This window comes from Staphylococcus sp. HMSC063A07, assembly GCF_001836955.1.
In the GTDB taxonomy this organism is placed as follows: Bacteria; Bacillota; Bacilli; order Staphylococcales; family Staphylococcaceae; genus Staphylococcus; species Staphylococcus lugdunensis.
The window spans coordinates 101,154-119,692 of the sequence record NZ_KV830916.1; the positions used below are offsets into that span (position 1 = coordinate 101,154).

Annotated in this window: 18 protein-coding genes; 10 read left to right on the plus strand and 8 right to left on the minus strand. The window is 33.8% G+C overall.

Annotation, left to right across the window (positions count from 1 at the left end):
• Positions 1 to 172 precede the first annotated feature (172 nt).
• Positions 173 to 1,768 (plus strand): alpha-glucoside-specific PTS transporter subunit IIBC, encoded by a 1,596-nt coding sequence (locus HMPREF2597_RS05485; RefSeq protein WP_002478790.1) that lies wholly within the window; start codon positions 173 to 175, stop codon positions 1,766 to 1,768.
• A 201-nt stretch (positions 1,769 to 1,969) separates the two neighbouring features.
• On the opposite strand, the gene HMPREF2597_RS05490 is transcribed toward HMPREF2597_RS05485, so the two are convergent.
• Entirely contained in the window at positions 1,970 to 2,500 is a 531-nt protein-coding gene (locus HMPREF2597_RS05490; RefSeq protein ID WP_002460138.1) for a hypothetical protein, read from the minus strand.
• A 380-nt stretch (positions 2,501 to 2,880) separates the two neighbouring features.
• On the opposite strand from HMPREF2597_RS05490, the gene HMPREF2597_RS05495 reads away from it, so the two are divergent.
• Positions 2,881 to 3,528, plus strand: a complete 648-nt coding sequence (locus HMPREF2597_RS05495; RefSeq protein WP_002460137.1) for an HAD-IA family hydrolase — start codon at positions 2,881 to 2,883, stop codon at positions 3,526 to 3,528.
• 3 nt (positions 3,529 to 3,531) lie between these two features.
• The gene (locus HMPREF2597_RS12405; RefSeq protein WP_002460136.1) at positions 3,532 to 3,723 is read left to right on the plus strand and encodes a hypothetical protein; all 192 of its coding nucleotides are present in this window, start codon (positions 3,532 to 3,534) and stop codon (positions 3,721 to 3,723) included.
• 153 nt (positions 3,724 to 3,876) lie between these two features.
• On the opposite strand, the gene HMPREF2597_RS05500 is transcribed toward HMPREF2597_RS12405, so the two are convergent.
• A complete protein-coding gene (locus HMPREF2597_RS05500; protein WP_002460135.1) occupies positions 3,877 to 4,065 on the minus strand; it encodes a hypothetical protein in 189 nt (62 codons plus the stop codon).
• Positions 4,062 to 4,418: a hypothetical protein gene (locus HMPREF2597_RS05505; protein WP_002460134.1), complete on the minus strand. Its 357-nt coding sequence runs from the start codon at positions 4,416 to 4,418 to the stop codon at positions 4,062 to 4,064. Before HMPREF2597_RS05505 ends, HMPREF2597_RS05500 begins: the two co-directional genes overlap by 4 nt.
• Positions 4,419 to 4,692: 274 nt before the next feature.
• Here HMPREF2597_RS05505 and HMPREF2597_RS05510 point away from each other — a divergent pair, with 274 nt between their 5' ends.
• On the plus strand, positions 4,693 to 6,072 hold the full coding sequence (locus HMPREF2597_RS05510; protein ID WP_002460133.1) for an amino acid permease: 1,380 nt from the start codon (positions 4,693 to 4,695) through the stop codon (positions 6,070 to 6,072).
• A 140-nt stretch (positions 6,073 to 6,212) separates the two neighbouring features.
• Here HMPREF2597_RS05510 and HMPREF2597_RS05515 read toward each other — a convergent pair whose 3' ends face one another.
• The 5 genes from HMPREF2597_RS05515 to HMPREF2597_RS05535 form a co-directional block, all read right to left on the minus strand.
• Positions 6,213 to 7,085 carry a MurR/RpiR family transcriptional regulator gene (locus tag HMPREF2597_RS05515; protein WP_002460132.1) on the minus strand — a complete coding sequence of 291 codons (873 nt, stop codon included), beginning with the start codon at positions 7,083 to 7,085 and terminating at the stop codon, positions 6,213 to 6,215.
• Positions 7,086 to 7,088: 3 nt separating this feature from the next.
• Complete coding sequence (locus HMPREF2597_RS05520; protein ID WP_002478791.1) at positions 7,089 to 8,477, minus strand: PTS transporter subunit EIIC; 1,389 nt, start codon at positions 8,475 to 8,477, stop codon at positions 7,089 to 7,091.
• Between the two features lie 13 nt (positions 8,478 to 8,490).
• Entirely contained in the window at positions 8,491 to 9,378 is an 888-nt protein-coding gene (murQ, locus tag HMPREF2597_RS05525; RefSeq protein WP_002478792.1) for an N-acetylmuramic acid 6-phosphate etherase, read from the minus strand.
• Positions 9,375 to 10,424 (minus strand): MupG family TIM beta-alpha barrel fold protein, encoded by a 1,050-nt coding sequence (locus tag HMPREF2597_RS05530; RefSeq protein WP_002460129.1) that lies wholly within the window; start codon positions 10,422 to 10,424, stop codon positions 9,375 to 9,377. Before HMPREF2597_RS05530 ends, murQ begins: the two co-directional genes overlap by 4 nt.
• A 168-nt stretch (positions 10,425 to 10,592) precedes the next feature.
• Positions 10,593 to 11,282, minus strand: coding sequence for a helix-turn-helix transcriptional regulator (locus HMPREF2597_RS05535; RefSeq protein WP_002478793.1), 690 nt, complete (start codon positions 11,280 to 11,282; stop codon positions 10,593 to 10,595).
• A 390-nt stretch (positions 11,283 to 11,672) separates the two neighbouring features.
• Between HMPREF2597_RS05535 and HMPREF2597_RS05540 the strand changes: the two genes are divergently transcribed.
• From HMPREF2597_RS05540 to HMPREF2597_RS05565, 6 genes are all read left to right on the plus strand, one after another.
• Positions 11,673 to 12,449, plus strand: coding sequence for an inositol monophosphatase family protein (locus tag HMPREF2597_RS05540; protein ID WP_002478794.1), 777 nt, complete (start codon positions 11,673 to 11,675; stop codon positions 12,447 to 12,449).
• Positions 12,450 to 12,567: 118 nt separating this feature from the next.
• The gene (locus HMPREF2597_RS05545) at positions 12,568 to 13,518 is read left to right on the plus strand and encodes an LCP family glycopolymer transferase (RefSeq protein WP_002460126.1); all 951 of its coding nucleotides are present in this window, start codon (positions 12,568 to 12,570) and stop codon (positions 13,516 to 13,518) included.
• Between the two features lie 299 nt (positions 13,519 to 13,817).
• Complete coding sequence (fdhF, locus tag HMPREF2597_RS05550) at positions 13,818 to 16,772, plus strand: formate dehydrogenase subunit alpha (protein WP_002460125.1); 2,955 nt, start codon at positions 13,818 to 13,820, stop codon at positions 16,770 to 16,772.
• A complete protein-coding gene (locus HMPREF2597_RS05555) occupies positions 16,772 to 17,242 on the plus strand; it encodes a helical membrane plugin domain-containing protein (protein ID WP_002460124.1) in 471 nt (156 codons plus the stop codon). The genes fdhF and HMPREF2597_RS05555 overlap by 1 nt, the downstream gene beginning before the upstream one ends.
• 182 nt (positions 17,243 to 17,424) lie before the next feature.
• A complete protein-coding gene (locus tag HMPREF2597_RS05560; RefSeq protein ID WP_002460123.1) occupies positions 17,425 to 17,658 on the plus strand; it encodes a hypothetical protein in 234 nt (77 codons plus the stop codon).
• Between the two features lie 19 nt (positions 17,659 to 17,677).
• Positions 17,678 to 18,451, plus strand: a complete 774-nt coding sequence (locus HMPREF2597_RS05565; protein ID WP_002478796.1) for an N-acetylglucosaminidase — start codon at positions 17,678 to 17,680, stop codon at positions 18,449 to 18,451.
• Positions 18,452 to 18,539 lie beyond the last annotated feature (88 nt).

Below are 18,539 nucleotides of genomic sequence, written 5' to 3' on the forward strand. Positions count from 1 at the left end.
TAATGAAAACATAATCTGATTATACAAAATACTTTCAAAATAGGTCAACTGCATTGTTTGTATGAAAGCGTTTACTATATATTAAACATATAACCTATTTGAAAACGTTTTAATCGATATTAAGGCGATTGAGAAATCATATTTAGAACATAGTTAAGGGAGGAAGTACAAAATGAACGCAATAAAACGCTTTGGTAGTGCGATGATTGTTCCTGTGCTGATGTTTGCATTTTTTGGGATTGTACTTGGATTTGCTACATTATTTAAAAATCCAACAATTATGGGGAGTTTAGCGGATAGTCATACTTTTTGGTTTAAATTTTGGTCAATAATAGAAGCAGGCGGTTGGGTTATTTTTAACCATATGGAAATCGTCTTTGTAGTAGGCTTACCTTTATCGCTCGCTAAAAAAGCACCGGGCCATGCAGCATTGGCAGCACTAATGGGCTACCTTATGTTCAATACATTTATCAATGCGATTTTAACGCAATGGCCCCATACCTTTGGTGCAAATTTAGAAAAAGGCGTTGAAAATGTTACTGGATTAAAAGCTATTGCAGGAATCGAAACGTTAGATACCAATATTCTTGGTGGTATTATTATTTCAGCTATAATCACATGGATACATAATAGATACTATAGTAAACGCTTACCAGAAATGTTAGGTGTGTTCCAAGGGCTAACATTTGTTGTAACTATCTCATTTTTTGTTATGTTGCCTGTCGCTGCAATTACATGTATCGTATGGCCAACTATCCAAAGTGGTATTGAGTCTGTACAACATTTTATTATTGGATCAGGGTACGTAGGTGTATGGTTGTATCATTTTTTAGAGCGGGTGTTAATACCAACAGGATTACATCATTTTATTTATGCACCAATTGAAGTTGGACCAGTCGTGGCTAAAGATGGACTTAAGGCAGAATGGTTCCACCATTTAAATCAATTTGCAGAGAACAGTAAACCACTGAAAGAACAATTTCACTATGGCTTTATGCTTCAAGGTAACGGTAAAGTTTTCGGTTGTGTGGGGATTGCATTAGCTATGTACTTTACAACACCTAAGAAAAACCGTAAGAAAGTAGCTGCTTTACTTATTCCAGCAACATTAACAGCAGTTGTAGCTGGGATTACAGAGCCATTAGAATTTACTTTCTTATTTATCGCACCATATTTATTTGTACTACATGCATTATTAGCAGCAACTATGGATACTTTGATGTATCTATTTGGTGTTGTTGGTAATATGGGCGGTGGTGTATTAGATTTCTTAGCCACAAACTGGATTCCATTAGGACAGAAACACTGGATGACATATGTAGTTCAAGTCGTTATCGGATTAATATTCGTAGGTATCTACTTTGTACTATTTAGATATTTAATTTTAAAATTTGATATTCCTTTACCAGGGCGTAGAGACGAAGAAGACGTTAAATTATTCTCTAAAAAAGATTACAAAGATAAAAAAGGGGATAATACAACAAACAGTAAACAGACAGTAGCTGGTAACGAATACGAAGAAAAAGCAATTTATTATCTGGATGGATTAGGTGGCAAAGAAAATATTAAAGATGTCACTAATTGTACAACGCGATTGCGCTTAACTGTGAATGATCCGGAAAAAGTTGAAGAAAGTGCTTATTTCACACATAATCAAATGGCACACGGTTTAGTTAAAAGCGGTAAAAATGTCCAAGTTGTTGTAGGGATGTCTGTTCCTCAAGTAAGAGAAGCGTTTGAAAATTTAGTAACTATGGATGATAAGTAATATTCAGTTACAAAAGGAACCATTTTTAAAAAGTATGTTGGTGAAATGCTTTAAGGAATAGTGCTAGTTGAAGACCAAGGATGAGACAGTACCATAGAAACGTAAAGCCTTAAAATACGGCGTAAAAAAGCACAAAGATGATTTGAAGTTAAAAATCATCTTTGTGCTTTTTATTTTGAGTAACGAACTGATGGCTTTTGATTATGAAATACGAGATTTATGCATAGCACTTGAACGATAAGATGCTGATAGGACATCAATATTATGTGTTGCGATTGTACGTAATAAGTGTGCGAATGTTTCTGGTGAACAACAAACACTGGCACAATCTGGATTCAAGGTATAATTTATAGCATAATGATTTGAGAATAAGGTCATGATATCAATGACTTTATCTTTAATGAAAGCATCTTGCAAACCATCTATTTTTAAATCAAAACGTTTGGAGGATTGATATAATTTTTCAGAATTAAGAAGTTCGTCTACATGCTTTGGAGGTAAAATTTGATAAATTAAATACTCGTGAAAACTTAAGAAACTAATTACATAAGGTAGTTGTTGTTTAGGTAAGCTAAGCTCTAAGACAAAAATACCTTTTTTCTTAGTTATACTGTATTGAATTGATTCACAAAAGTGAATTTGTTTACAAATTTTAATTAGTTGTTTACGCGTTGAACGTGATTTCAAACCTGCGATATTTAAAATGTAGGTTTCAAATTTATCTATCAACATGTGATGTCCTCCTCTAAAATTATATTTTTAAATAATGTAACGAAACTGAACGATATATTATCATATACGCTTATGTGACAGCGTCTTACCAAATTGTGTGAAGATGTGTTGCGTGGATAAGTAAAATAGCTACGTTCTCTTATTCACACTGATTGTATCATTCTTTGAGAATATTATCACTAAGACTTTTGAATGAACTTAAATTTAATTGAATTGTCATATGATTTTTACGTTAACTATACAAAAGTGATGATCTATTTTAAAGATTCAAGTAGCAGTATCATGATAATGATAGACAAACTATTAAATTTTGATTACAAAATAGACGATAAATAGTATGTTAAAATATAAGCATTACAGAGAAAAAGAGGGGAATATTGATGTATAAAGCAGTTGTTTTTGATTTTGATGGAACAATTATTGATACGGAGGAACATTTATTTTCATTAATAAATAAACATTTGACTAGTCACAAATTATCTCCAATATCAAGGTCATTTTATCGTAGCAATGTTGGTGGGAAAGCACAGCCTCTGCATGACTATTTAACAGAAGCTTTAGGCGTTGATGATAAACAAGCAATTTATACAGAACATAATGACACAAGTAAGCATTTAGAAGTAAAAGAAACAATTGCGCAGTTGATGCGCTACTTGAAACAGCATCATATACCTATGGCCATCGCTACGAGTAGCTATCGACAAGATATTATGCCAACAGTGCACCAATTAGGGCTCGATGCTTATGTCGATGTCATAGTCGGTCGAGAAGATGTCGATGATATTAAACCGAATCCAGATCCTTATTTAGTAGCAGTACAGAAACTTAATTATGCACCGGGACATTGTTTAGCTATTGAAGATTCAGTTAATGGTGCGACTGCTGCAGTAACTGCAGGATTAGATGTAATTGTAAATACAAATGAAATGACTAAGCAACAAGATTTTTCAGCTATTTCATACATTGGTAAAGATATGGATTTTGATAGTATTGTCACAGCATGCTTCGAACGAGGAAAGGAGCACTAACACATGAATTGGAATATCCTTCTATTCTTTATAGCAGGGCCCATTATCATTGGCATTATCAATCTTATTATTGCGCCAAAGCTTAACCAACACTTACCTCGACGTAAACATACACGAAGATTCTTTATCAATACTTTCATCTATCTCATCATCGCTATTATCATCTACAAAATAATACTCGAGCCCCAACAATAAGAAACTCCAAATAAAAACATACAATCAAAGGAAGCTTGGGATTCCAGCTTCCTTTGATTAGAAATCTATTAAAACGTGAGTATAAAACGAAAAGGTATAATCTTAAAAAATGAAGCTAGAATTATGTCTTGCTTTCACGTATTATAGTGATGTTTACGACATACTTTTAATAATTAATGTTGTAATTATTAAAAGTAGCAAAATTGCATCAATACCAACCATAAACATAAAGCGTGTTGCACTTTGATTATCTGCTTGTTGTCGTTTCATCGCAATATAATTTGGTATAAGGCTAATAATAAGTAAAATTATAAGAATAATACCAATAATAATGGTGCTCATCGCACTCTACCTCCTCTTTTATTATGTATTAATTCCCAAATGGCTCCCGCAAGAATACCGACGATTAGACCTATGATAAGTCCAATTTTTACCGTGAAAAAGAGCCCTCCTAATAAAATAAAAATAACAAGTGATATCGAGAGTGTCGTACTATATATAACCTTGCGCATTTCAGAATTGAAGATAGCGAATAAGCCTACATAGAGAACAAAGAAAGATAGTATAGCTAAAATCGTTCTTATACTTAAAGCACTAAGTGATGAACGCGTGCCACTAAAATAATTAAGAATAAAAAATAAAACGCCAAATATAATTGAAAATTTTAACCCACGTAAACTAAGTTCTTTAATCATAAATAATCTCCTTTATTATTAATTGAAAGTATAACATAAAACGAAAGAAATACGTGTATGCTTTATATCATAATGAATATAAAAAATAACCATTTTGAAAGGTGAAAAAGCTTAATTTTAGTAAATTTTATAGCTTGCAAAAGCTTGTAAAATCAATGTTGTAACCGATTTCAAAAAACTGTAAAATTTTTGTACCATTTTGTTCAAATTATAGTATAATAACCTACATAAGTTTTTTCAGAAAACTTAGAATAAACAGAGATGGGGTTTGGTTATGAGTAACAATGAATTACACAGATCTCTGAGTGCACGTCAAGTGAGAATGATCGCACTCGGGGGCACGATTGGTGTAGGTTTATTTATGGGAGCTACAAGTACAATTAAGTGGACTGGGCCATCTGTGATTTTCGCTTATTTAATTGCAGGGATTTTTTTGTTCTTAATTATGAGAGCAATGGGAGAAATGATTTATTTAAATCCTACTACAGGATCATTTGCAACCTTTGCAAGTGACTACATTCATCCTGTTGCAGGTTATATGACTGCCTGGAGTAATATATTTCAGTGGATAGTCGTAGGTATGAGTGAAGTGATTGCTGTTGGAGAGTATATGAATTTTTGGTTTCCGAATTTACCACAATGGGTTCCTGGAGTGATTGCAGTAGCCTTATTATTAACTGCAAACTTAGCAACAGTTAAAGCATTTGGAGAATTTGAGTTCTGGTTTGCGTTAATCAAAGTTATAACAATATTATTAATGATTGTTGCCGGATTAGGCTTAATCTTCTTTGGTATTGGTAATGGTGGTCATCCTATTGGTATATCTAATTTATGGTCACATGGTGGTTTTCTACCTCATGGCTGGATGGGCTTCTTCTTTGCCTTATCCATCGTTATTGGTTCATATCAAGGCGTAGAACTTATCGGTATAACAGCTGGAGAAACTAAAAATCCAAAGAAAAATATTAAGAGTGCGATTAATGGTGTTATTTGGCGTATTCTTATCTTCTATATTGGTGCAGTGTTTGTCATTGTGTCAATCTATCCTTGGGATCAATTGGGCGATATTGGTAGTCCATTTGTAGCCACTTTTGCAAAAATCGGTATAACATTTGCAGCAGGATTAATTAACTTTGTAGTATTAACAGCAGCATTATCAGGATGTAATTCAGGTATTTTTAGTGCTAGTCGAATGATTTATACGTTAGCACAAAAAGGTCAAATGCCTAAAGTATTTACTAAAGTAATGAGAAATGGTGTGCCATTGTATGCTGTATTAGCAATTTCTATCGGCATATTAGTAGGAGCATTGTTAAATGTTGTATTACCAGTGTTTATAAAAGGCGCAGATAGTATTTTTGTGTATGTTTATAGTGCGTCTATTTTACCTGGTATGATTCCGTGGTTCATGATATTAATTAGTCATTTACGTTTTAGAAAATTACATCCGGAACAATTAGAAGGGCATCCATTCAAAATGCCAGGCGGTTCATTCGCGAATTATATCACTATTGCATTTTTAATTATTGTATTAATTGGTATGTTAATCAATAAAGAAACGGTAGTGTCTGTGCTGATTGGGATTGTCTTTTTAGTGGCTGTTTCAATTTACTATTTTATTCGCGGACATCATAAAGCCGAACGTCAAAATTAAATCATTAATAACTCAAACATTTAAAGTTCGGTAACATAATGAATAGTTAATCTATGATTATGAAAAACAAATTACGATTAAAAAGTGCGGACGGGATTAATGTCAATAATGACTTTAATCTCGTCCGCTTTTATTCGTAATTAATGTCTAAACTCAATATTTGATAGATGCTTGCGATAGTTGTCTAGAGCCATTTTAGATTGCGTGATGAAATCTAGTGAATCTTGATAATTTAATGCAATATATCTGTAGAATAATGTATCAATCGTATACATTTGTGCAAATAATGAGGTTGTAGCACCCATTCTTAATTCGTTTTCATCACTGTTACCATAAACTAAGACAACCTCTGATGCTTGTGCTACTGGATTGTGCTTATGACTTGTTACTGTCATGATAGGAATATGATAATCTTTAATCACTTTGACCAAGGCTTGTAATTCACTTTGATCACCATTGTTTGTGATAAATAAGATGCAATCACTTTGACTATGTGTAGACAATTGTGTCGTTAACATATGCGTTTCTTGTACGACTTGCACGTTTAATCCTATGCGTGAAAATTTTTGATAGATATCGAGTGCACATACGTAAGATGCACCGTAGCCAAAGACATATATGGTCTTTGCGCGCTTAAGTTGTTTACACATTTGATCAATCGCATAAGGTTTAATTGCTTGGGTACTTTTATTAATAGCATTTGCAGCACGTTGATGCAATTTATTTTTAATTTTATCAACACTATCGTTGGCTAAAATTTCGATATTATAGGGTAATGATTGTTTTGGGAAGATTTGTTGAATATTTATTTTGAGTCCTTCAAACCCATCATCATTAAATTGATAACTAAATGCATCAATCTTAGTAACATCAATATTAAGCGTTTTCGAAAGTGATTCCACACTCATGTTAATGATGTCGTACGGATGGTTCAATATAAATTGAGCAATATACTGTTCTGTCGTTGTCATATATTCATATTGATCATCGATCGCGTTTAATATATTTGGCATAATTTAACCACCTAATTGCGTTGAATTTCGCATTGATTTCGTTGTACCAAAGAAATAGGTAAGTATAAAGCCACCAATGTAAGCTGAAATAAGTCCTATAAGGTATCCAAGATACATATGATTTGATATTAGTGGAAGTAATGATAATCCACTAGGTCCAATTGCACGAGCACCAATATGCCCGATACCTCCAATTACGGCACCGCCAATACCTCCCCCTAAGCAAGCGGTAAAGAATGGTCTTCCCAATGGCAAGGTTACTCCATAAATTAATGGTTCTCCTATTCCAAGAAAGCCTGCAGGTAAAGCACCTTTAATGACATTAGCTAATTGTTTATTACGTTTACAGCGCATCCATAAGGCAAGGGCAGCACCAACTTGACCTGCGCCTGCCATTGCGGCGATAGGTAATAAATTAGTAGCACCGGTTTGATTGATGAGTTCGATATGGATAGGTGTGAAGATATGGTGCAAACCTAACATGACTAAAGGCAAGAATGATGCACCAATAATAAAGCCACTAAAGATACCACCAATATCAATTACCCAGTTGACTACAATCACTAAACCTGATGATATAAATCCTGCTAATGGCATGATTACAAATATCGTTAGCAAACCTATTATTAATAGCGTTAAAGTAGGAGTTATAATTATGTCAATGGCATTTGGTACTATTTTATGCAATCTTTTTTCAATTAAACTGAGTAACCAGACAGCAATGATAACACCAATAATACCACCTTGACCAGGTAAAAGTGGCTCCCCAGTAAAAATATTTACAATTGGATTTTTATCACTTATACCTGTTAGTAATGTCGTACCACCGATGACGCCACCTAAACCTGGAGTTGCTCCAAAGACTTTGGCAGCATTTATTCCAGTAAAGATAGCTAAATAAAAGAACATACCATCTTTAATGACATTTAAGACAACAACCATTTGTTTTACCCAATCCGCAGTTAAATCACCGGCTTGGATAAAAATATTTAAAACTGCTGCTATACCACCGACTAATCCTGCACCAACAAAGGCTGGTATTAAAGGAATAAAAATATCTGCTATGGTTCTAAGTACTTTATTCCAACGTTTATTAGAATTTTTATGCTGTTTATTTTCAGTTGGCTGCGCAGGTGAGGATGTGGTTTTGTGTTGTTTTTCTATATATTCTGTCACTTTGTCCACTACACCTGGGCCTAACACGATTTGTAAACGGTCATCATCAATGACCCCAAGTACACCTTTAATTGATTTTAATTCAGTGTAATTGACGTGTTGCTTATTATTCAACTTTAGGCGAATACGTGTCATGCAATGAAGAATATCGTTTATATTTTCAATGCCACCGACAGCATGTAATATTTGCTCAGCAAGTTGTTGTTCATTTTTCATAAGAAACGCCTCCTTAAGATTGAATCGCTTTTTTAATGACTCCATTATGCTTTGTTAATCTTAGTTGGGCATCGTTTCTAGAAGTGTCACACATATGCATGACAACTGCTACTTTAATATCATTATTAGCTTGTTGATAAAGATGTTGTGCTGTTTCATGATCAATACTACATATATCTTCAATTATATGAATTGAACGTTGTTGTAATTTGGTGTTTGTTGGTTTCAAGTCGACCATCAAGTTATCATATACTTTACCGATGCCAATCATAGTCATTGTCGATATCATATTAAGCACTAACTTTTGTGAAGTACCGGCTTTTAAACGCGTTGATCCAGTTAATACTTCGGGACCAACGTTAACTTCTAGTGCATAATCTGCAAGTTGACTTATATCACTGTTGACATTACAAGATAAGGCAACGGTTTTAGCTTCTAATTGATTCGCATAAGTGAGTGCACTTATAACATAAGGTGTACGACCACTCGCTGAAATTCCTACAACCACATCTTGTTTATTAAGATTGATATTTTTTAAATCTTGTTCTCCTAATGATGCACTGTCTTCAGCTCCTTCAATGGCTGTTGTCATTGCACCTTGTCCTCCAGCAATTAGACCAATAACTTCACCTGGTGATGTATTGAATGTTGGTACACACTCTGCAGCATCGAGCACACCTAAACGTCCACTTGTGCCTGCACCGATATAAATGAGTCTGCCACCTTTAGAAAATTGATGAATGATTGTTTCAATGGCTTTACTTAATTCCGGTAAAATTTGCTGAACTGCTATTGCTACTTGGTGATCTTCGCTGTTAATTGTTTTTAATGCTTCTAAAATAGGCATGTCATCCAGGTGCATCGTACGTTTGTTTCTACGCTCTGTCATTAAATGTTTCATTGATTTACTCCTTTATCTTCAATAAATTCAAATGTATCATTTGGTTGGATGAGTGGTAGTAAGACTTGGTCCTCTGCAACAATTGTAGCAAGATAATTAACATGTGAATGTGTCGGTAAAGGAGTTCTAACAATTTGAATTTCACCTTCATAACGCCCATTTAAATGATTATCTATCGTCACATGGCCACAACTTCTAATATCGAATGGGTAAGGCTGTGACGTGATATGTTGCTGGCATCTAGAGCGAGATTCCGATGAGCGAATCACATGTTCTGGTGCATCAGGCCGTGATGTATGTTGTTGTAATAATAATTGTTGATAAGAATGTTCCAGTTTGGTCACCTTAAGCTTGAAATGTCTATCTCGTAACATAAATATAAGTTGTTCAGCATGTTTGGCAGTCATGTATGGATCGCTAATAATAATATTATTGATGCCACTATTCATAAGTTGAGTTGCAGCTAATAAAGGATTGTTTGTTCTATGCTGCTCTATTGTAGGTAGTCCGCAATAAAGTGGTCCACGAAATTCTGATCCTGGTATAAAAGCAAAAATAATGCTATTTGAATCAAACTGTCGAATTAAGTGATTTTGTGCGCTGACAAAATCTGTTGATAAACCAGTATCAGGCCGTGGATAATAATTATGACAGTAGTATATAGGTTGTTTAGTAGGAAGTTGCTGCAATATTGAAGCATCAATGGTACTTGCGTTTAAACAGCATTTTAAACCATGATTTTGCAGTTCTTCGATCATTGAAATTTGAAGCTGATTATCTATTCTAATAATAAAATTCCCTGTCGAAATATTATTGAAAAATGTAAAAAAGTCATGATTAAGCAAGTCAGGATGGACATCTATTACATAAGTCATATTGACGTTACGCAAAAGCTCACATAACTCTCCCAAATATGCAAGTTGTTGACGTAGCGATAACTTAGATAACTGCAAGGATGTGAATATCATGTCATAACCAAGCTGAGTCATCTTGTGTATGTATGTCTTGTTTAAGGTTGTTCCTAGATATACTGAAAATCCAACCATGGTAAACCTCCTTTAATGCTATAATCATATTTATTATAAACGTTACGTAATCAGTTTACAATTTACCTATAAAATATTTTTATATTTAATTTAGAAAACAATAAAATGATATTGATTTCAGCACGATAATTGTCTGTTTTTAAACTTAAAAAACCCGACAGAATACAGTTAATCTGACGGGTTTAAAAATTGTGTATAATTATCAATTGTTATATCATGCGTGTTTAAAGTCTTTTCGAAAGAATATGAAATATCATGGATTGCTAATATAGGCAATTCTCGTGTACAACCGTGTCCAATATCAAAAACAATCGCAAGCCACTCAGCGTTTTTACATAAAATACCGATAAAAATAACATTTTGAGCAGCCATTTTATTATCGCTAACAAAATCGACAGACATTACGTTGCGTTCGGCACTGTATATGAGAATGTCTGAAAACAACTTAGGTAATGGTGTCGCTTCAATTGTGTCGAATTTAATATATTTGTCCATACGTTTAAGCAGCTTTCTTACGCGTGTATTTGGCAACTTTAAACATTGCTGAATAATTTCTTGTATTTCTTGTTTATAAGGTAATGAAGAATACGATTGACTTTCATTTAGTGTAAGAAAAAGTGCAAGTAGTTGCTCTTCTGAGATGGAAAGTGCCATTTTTGATTGAGACTGTTGAATTTGAAAACCGCCCAATTTACCATGCTGTGCAAATATCCTTACACCTTGTTCTTCTAACTCGGCGATATCACGCGAAATGGTACGTTTAGACACATTTAATGCTGTTGCTAATTCAGAGGCTGTCATTTTACGATTCTGTTGTATTACATGGATGAGTTGATTTTGTCTTTCAGCTTTATTCAAATTAGACACCACCTAATGTTACATATTACTTTAATTATAACATATAAGTGACAATGATGACATTTGTATATATGTAAAGTGTTTTGTAACTAAAAAAAATTAAAAAATATTTGGAAAACGCTTACATTTTCTTAATAATTGTGCTATTATAATAATTGTAACAGGGGAGAGCGATTACAAACAAAGGGGTAAAGCTATGTAACAGATAGCTTAAAATAATCGTTCACGTTACATCGAAACATCTTCAATATTTATTACTTACTTTCCTTTCTATTTGTCGGCTAGCATATGACTAGCCGTTTTTTTGTTTGAATTTAATTATAAATCAGCTATACGTTAATATAGGAATACGTTAAAATAAAGTAAAAAAGAAATGAGGTGACTCATTTAATGCATAAGCGATTAGAAGAAATTGATCAGCTTATTGAGAGATGGATACAACAGCTTGATGTAATCATTCCTCAGTTATTGGCTAAATTAGATACAGATATAAAGCAAGATAGATTTGATTTGGTAACAAATGTCGATAAAGCCTTACAGCAGCATTTTAGTGAAATGTTACATGAGCATCTTCCAGGACATCAATTGGTAGCTGAAGAGAAAAATAATGACACGATAAGTGCACATGAAGGACATGTGTGGTTGTTAGATCCAATCGACGGTACTGCAAATTTAGTAAAACAACAAGAAGATTATTGTATTATTATCGGTTATTTTGTTAATGGAAAGCCTAAGTTATCATACATATACGATTATGTTCATCAAAAGCTCTATAAAGCAATCGAACATCGAGGGGCCTTTGAAAACAATAATCCTTTACCCAAACCACCCATACTTAGTTTACAAGATGCGATGATTTCATTTGATGCGCAGTATATACCAGTAGATGTATCCAAAGCATTGCGTGAAGCATGTTTTGCTAATCGCAACATTGGCTCATGTGGTTTAGATTCAATAAAAGTAATAAAGGGACAATTTGGTGCATATATTAATACGAATCCTAAGCCTTGGGATATTGCAGCACAACATTTATTTGCCAAGGAATTAGGACTGAAGATGACATGTTTGACTCGTGCTGCTCTAAATATTGCTGAAGCAGGTCCGTTTATTATCAGTAATGAAGGTTGCTATGACGAGATTATTAATATTTATCAGCGCTATAGTTAAATTTTAAATAATAGTGAAACATTTTAGCAAAATTCTAATAAATAAGGCTAAAGATGTATTCAAAAATAATGTTTTATGGATATAATTGATGTGACTAATAGTGAATGGAGTGGTTTGTGTGCGACGGTCAGAACGGAAAAAAATGAATTTACCGTTAAAAATCTTTTTATGGATGTTTGGAATACTAGTATTATTGGCAATTATAGCAGTTATATATGTCGCTGCGAAAATTTTTATTACAGGGGATAAAATACATAATCCTCTTGATCGCAGTCATTCAGCATTAAGAAGTAAAAATGTCAATTTAAGTAAAGGAGAACCTTTTACGATTGCGTTATTTGGTGTTGATTCTGATGCCAAAAGAAAACAAGCAAATGATGGACAAAGAAGTGATACCATCATGATTCTATCAATAAACCCTAGCAAACAAAAAACGGATATAGTCAGTATTCCAAGGGATACAAAAGCAGATATTGTTGGTAGAGGAACAACTGAAAAAATCAACCATGCATATGCTTATGGTGGTGCCAACATGGCTGTAAAATCATTAGAAAAATTGATGAATGTTCCAATCGATCATTATGCTACGATTGATATGGATGGTTTACATGATATGATTGATGCATTAGGTGGCGTTGATGTTGTAAGTAATGACACCTTTACCATTAATGGCACACACTTCGTTCATGGTGAAAAAACACATTTAGATGGCGATAAAGCAATGAACTTTATCAGAAGTCGTAAAGAAGAAGGCGCAGGTGGCGATTTCGGTCGTCAAGAACGACAGCAAATCATTTTACAAGCAATGGCCAATAAAATGGTAAGTAAATCTTCTATCACGCATTTCAATAGTTTATTGTCTGAAATACAAAAAAATGTTAAAACAGATTTGAGTTTAAGTGAAATGAATCAAATTCGCAGTAATTACAAAGGTGCGAATAAAACAGTGAATCGCTATCAATTAGATGGTCAAGGTGGCATTCAAGATGATGGATTATACTACTTTATTCCAAGCGAATCATCTAAAAAAGACAGCACAGACATTATAAATAGTAATTTAGGCCTATAATAAAAGGTATTATAAACAAATTAGCCAGTAAATGAAGTTACAAAAACGTATTTACTGGTTAATTTTTTTATGTGCCAGTTTCTTTAATTATTAACAATAAGATGCTCATATTACTTTTAATGAAAACGTATGCAGGAAAAAAGAATTGATTTTTTTAAATGTTATTAAAGTCTTAACATTCTAGTCATTAAGTTATACAATTAAGATGATTCTATTATCGATATATTTATATGTGGGGTATTGATGTAGGATATAGAGAAGTCTTTTAAGAATTAAATAAATATAAATGGGGTGAAGGTATGCAGGAACATTTAATTGTTACATTAGATGGCACAGATTATCTTGTTGAACCTGGAACAAACTTACTTGAGTTTATTAAGTCAAGAAATACGTTCGTACCTTCAATTTGCTATAACGAATCAATGGGACCAATCCAGACATGTGATACATGTATGGTTGAAATTGATGGGCAAATTGAGCGAGCGTGTAGTACGACAATTGATCGTCCAATGACGGTTAATACTGAAAATAATGAGGTTAAATCAAGCCAAAAAGAAGCGCTAGATAGAATTTTGGAAAAGCATATGCTGTATTGTACTGTTTGTGATTACAATAACGGTGATTGTGAAATTCATAATACGATGGACGAGTGGGGATTACAACATCAAACTTATGAATATAAAGAAAAACCATACGAGAAAGATTATGGTCCATTTTATCGATATGACCCTAATCAATGTATTTTGTGTGGGCGTTGTGTAGAGGCATGTCAAGACATTGAAGTAAATGAAACCATTCGCATTGACTGGGATAGAGAACATCCACGTGTCATTTGGGACAATGATGTACCTATCAATGAATCTTCATGTGTATCGTGTGGTCAATGTGCTACAGTGTGCCCGTGTAACGCTATGATGGAAGTTAATATGGAAGGTAATGCAGGTTATATGACTGATACAGAGCCAGGTTCTCTAGCAGCTATGATTGACTTAACAAAAAAGGCTGAACCAGGTTATGGTCCATTATTTGCGATTTCTGATTCAGAAGCAGAAATGCGTAAAGAACGTATTAACAAAACGAAAACCGTATGCACATATTGTGGTGTAGGTTGTTCATTTGAAGTATGGACGAAAGATAGAGAAGTATTAAAAGTTCAACCTTCACATGATTCTCCAGCCAACAAGGTTGCAACATGTGTTAAAGGTAAATTCTCATGGGGACATATCAATTCTGATCAGCGTTTAACGAAACCTCTAGTTCGTAAAAATGGTGAATTCCATGAAGTTGAATGGGATGAAGCTTTGAAAGTTGTTGTAGATAACTTTAGTCAGATTAAAAATCAATATGGTGGCGAAGCTTTAGCCTTTATTGCGTCATCTAAAGGAACCAATGAAGAATCGTATTTAATGCAAAAGTTATCACGACAAGTTTTTGGATCTAATAACGTTGATAACTGTTCAAGATATTGTCAGGCACCAGCAACAAAAGGTTTATTTAGAACAGTAGGACATGGTGGTGACTCTGGTTCTATAGAAGATTTAGAAAAAGCAGCAATGACTGTGCTTATAGGTACAAATACGGCAGAGGCTCATCCGGTCATTGCATCACGTATGAAACGTGCTCAAAAGTTATTCGGGCAACGCTCACATGTCTTTGATATACGCAAACATGAAATGGCAGAACGTGCAGATGAATTTTACCAACCTAAACCAGGAACGGATCTCGTATGGTTAGGTGCAGCAACAAAATATATCATCGATCACGACTTACATGATAAGGCATTCATTGATGAATGGGTAGATAACTTTGATGATTATTATACATCATTAGAACCATTTACAATGGAATTTGCTGAAGAAGCTACTGGTATACCAAAAGAAAGACTTATTAAGTTTGCTGAAGAAGCAGCTAAAGCAGAAACTGTAGCCATTTGCTGGGCTATGGGTATTACGCAACAAGATATTGGTAGTGACTCTAGTACAGCAATTTCCAATTTCTTATTAGCCACAGGCAATTATCGTAAACCTGGCTCAGGTGCCTATCCATTACGAGGACATAATAATGTTCAAGGTGCAAGTGATATGGGAAGCATGCCAGATCAATTTACTGGTTATCAAAGAGTTGTAGACGATGATGTGCGTGCTAAATTTGAAAAAGAATATGGTGTAACATTAAATCCAACACCTGGACGAGATAATCATCAAATGATGGAGGGTATCCATAATGATGAAATACATTCACTTTACTTATACGGTGAAGATACAGGTATTGTAGATTCAAACATTAATTTTGTACAATCTGCGCTAGAAAAAGTAGACTTTTTAGTGGTACAAGATGAATTTCTAACTTTCACAGCTTCATATGCAGATGTCGTGTTACCAGCCAGTCCATCACTCGAAAAAGATGGAACATTTACGAATACAGAACGTCGTATTCAACGCATTAATCAAGCGTTAACACCTTTAGGAGATTCTAAACCTGACTGGGTCATTTTCCAAATGATTGCTAAAGAATTTGGATTTGACTGGAATTATAATTATCCTGGTGACATTATGGATGAAATTGCGCGATTAACACCTCTATATGCAGGTGTAAGTTATGATCGATTACAAGGCTTTGACAGCTTACAATGGCCAGTGCATGAAGATGGTACAGACGAACCATTACTCTACTTAGAAGGTTTTAATTTTGAGAATAAAAAAGCAAAATTCTATCCTTTATCATTTGATAACTTCTTTAAAGAAGATGAAGTATATGACTTACATGTTAATAATGGTCGTTTACTTGAACATTTCCATGAAGGTAATATGACTTATCAAACAGAAATGATTAAGTACAAAATGCCAAATACCTTTGTTGAAATATCACCAGAATTAGCAAAAGACCGTAATATTCACGAAGGTGCTGAAGTTAAACTGATATCTACAACGGGTGAAGCAAAACTAATTGTACATGTCACTGACCGAGTAAAAGGGAAAGAAATTTATATACCATTAAATAATGATGCGATGGTACACGGTGATATGGGTGCGATTAACTTATTGACAAATAGTGATGTTGATCAATATACAGATACACCATCCTACAAACGTACAAGTTGTCGTATGGAAATCCTTTCTCGACGTGGCAAGTCACCATTGAATCCAACGAACTTCCGCGTAGATAAACAACGTCATCCGCAATATAGTGTGCAGGTTCAGAAAAAATGGGAACGTCAGGACTACGTTTTCCCAGGAAATAAAGGTGATCAATAATGGCTGAAAGAATCACAAATATCAAACGTCTAAAAAAATCAGACGAGCAGATTAAGTTAGAAAACCTTACTGAAGTAACAGACGCGATTGCTGATAATAAAGATAGTATTTTAAAGGCGATCAAGTTAATAAAAGTATTGGATGATGCGAAACTCTTAGATGCATTAAATGGTGCTATTAAAGGAAGACAAGTTATTATCAACAAATTTGCAGTTGAATTAAATAAGGACATATATACCGGTTTGTTATCTAATATGGCATCGCTTGTATTTTTATTAGGTGATTTGGAAGTTAAAGATTTAAGTGCCTTTTTAGCTAAAGTGAACAAAGGGTTACATGTTGCGAACCAAGCTAGTCCTAATGCCAAAACATCAATTAGACATTTATTAGGTGTATTAAAAGATGATGATATGAATCGCAGTTTAACTTATATGTTAAATATGCTAAAAGGTATGTCTAGAGAACATTAGTCATAATTAGTTCATAGAACGTATTATTCATATTTAGATATAAACGATAGGACAGAAAACAAAGTTATATTTGACTTTGTTTTACTGTCCTCTTTTTATGTAATAAAGCGCACAATAGGTTAAGGATATGGTATGGTGTTATATAGGTAAAATTGAGAGGATGAAGACTTATCGAATCAAAAATGATTAAGCGTATTATGATTGCATCAAATCTTTGCTTAGTTGCTGGGCTGATTTGTTTGTTTATCATGCAGTTTATGTTAGCAATAAGTATGTTTGCCATTTCTTTAACGATGAGCTTAGTACTATTTAATGTCTTACTTAGAGAGCGCAAAGGTTTAAAATGGGCAATCAATGGTTCATTTCTTTTTGTGGTGTTAGTAATTGTTGTAGCATATTTTATTATGACAAAGTGAAGATTGTGAGTATAGATCATTGAGGAAGAAGCGTAAAAAATTAAAAAAACATTATATTATAACTATATTAGCCATAACTAGCATCTTATTGTTATATAAAGGACAGTTATTTTTTATAAGCAATCAGCAGGTAACATTTGACGAGGCAGTGAGGTTACAAACTAGTTCAGAAATGATAAATACCATTAACAATAACGGTGAGTTTACTGCTGCTAATCGTCATCAAGTCGAAAGTGCTATGCGGATTTCTTTTCGAGATACAGAATTTAAGTATATGGAACTGACGCATCCCATTAAGATGTCTGAAAAAGAAGTAAATCAAATGCTTCATAATAAAGGCATACTCGATGGCCATGGGCAACAATTTTTAGCAGCACAAAAGCAATATAAAATTAATGTTATTTATTTAGTAAGCCATGCGCTGGTTGAAACCGGGGAAGGACAATCCACGTTAGCCAAAGGTATTACAGATGGGCAGCAACGCTATTATAATTTTTTTGGCATTGGTGCATTTGACAGCAATGCCATTCAAACAGGTAAAAGTTATGCCAAAACGCATCATTGGACTTCTCCCAATAAAGCGATTATAGATGGTGCATCTTTTATTCGCTCACACTATTTTGATCAAGGACAAGTTTCCTTGTATCAAATGAGGTGGAATCCGGCAAATCCAGCACATCATCAATATGCCACGGATATATATTGGGATGAACAAATTGCTAATTATATGGCGCATTTTTATAAACAATATGGTATTAAGAAAGATCGTATTCAGAGAGACTTTTATCGTTAATATAAAATAAATAGAGTGTTTCATTGATGCTATTTATTACATATTAAGTCAATTTGGGACATAAATACAAAGTATTAAAATTGTAATG

Excerpts from the sequence above, each read along its gene's own strand:
- HMPREF2597_RS05500 (WP_002460135.1), bottom strand. The coding sequence starts at position 4,065 with ATGAGCACCATTATTATTGGTATTATTCTTATAATTTTACTTATTATT.
- HMPREF2597_RS12405 (WP_002460136.1), top strand. The coding sequence starts at position 3,532 with ATGAATTGGAATATCCTTCTATTCTTTATAGCAGGGCCCATTATCATT.
- HMPREF2597_RS05510 (WP_002460133.1), top strand. The coding sequence starts at position 4,693 with ATGAGTAACAATGAATTACACAGATCTCTGAGTGCACGTCAAGTGAGA.
- HMPREF2597_RS05530 (WP_002460129.1), bottom strand. The coding sequence starts at position 10,424 with ATGGTTGGATTTTCAGTATATCTAGGAACAACCTTAAACAAGACATAC.
- fdhF (WP_002460125.1), top strand. The coding sequence starts at position 13,818 with ATGCAGGAACATTTAATTGTTACATTAGATGGCACAGATTATCTTGTT.
- HMPREF2597_RS05560 (WP_002460123.1), top strand. The coding sequence starts at position 17,425 with ATGATTAAGCGTATTATGATTGCATCAAATCTTTGCTTAGTTGCTGGG.
- murQ (WP_002478792.1), bottom strand. The coding sequence starts at position 9,378 with ATGAAACATTTAATGACAGAGCGTAGAAACAAACGTACGATGCACCTG.
- HMPREF2597_RS05485 (WP_002478790.1), top strand. The coding sequence starts at position 173 with ATGAACGCAATAAAACGCTTTGGTAGTGCGATGATTGTTCCTGTGCTG.
- HMPREF2597_RS05490 (WP_002460138.1), bottom strand. The coding sequence starts at position 2,500 with ATGTTGATAGATAAATTTGAAACCTACATTTTAAATATCGCAGGTTTG.
- HMPREF2597_RS05505 (WP_002460134.1), bottom strand. The coding sequence starts at position 4,418 with ATGATTAAAGAACTTAGTTTACGTGGGTTAAAATTTTCAATTATATTT.
- HMPREF2597_RS05495 (WP_002460137.1), top strand. The coding sequence starts at position 2,881 with ATGTATAAAGCAGTTGTTTTTGATTTTGATGGAACAATTATTGATACG.
- HMPREF2597_RS05540 (WP_002478794.1), top strand. The coding sequence starts at position 11,673 with ATGCATAAGCGATTAGAAGAAATTGATCAGCTTATTGAGAGATGGATA.
- HMPREF2597_RS05515 (WP_002460132.1), bottom strand. The coding sequence starts at position 7,085 with ATGCCAAATATATTAAACGCGATCGATGATCAATATGAATATATGACA.
- HMPREF2597_RS05555 (WP_002460124.1), top strand. The coding sequence starts at position 16,772 with ATGGCTGAAAGAATCACAAATATCAAACGTCTAAAAAAATCAGACGAG.
- HMPREF2597_RS05520 (WP_002478791.1), bottom strand. The coding sequence starts at position 8,477 with ATGAAAAATGAACAACAACTTGCTGAGCAAATATTACATGCTGTCGGT.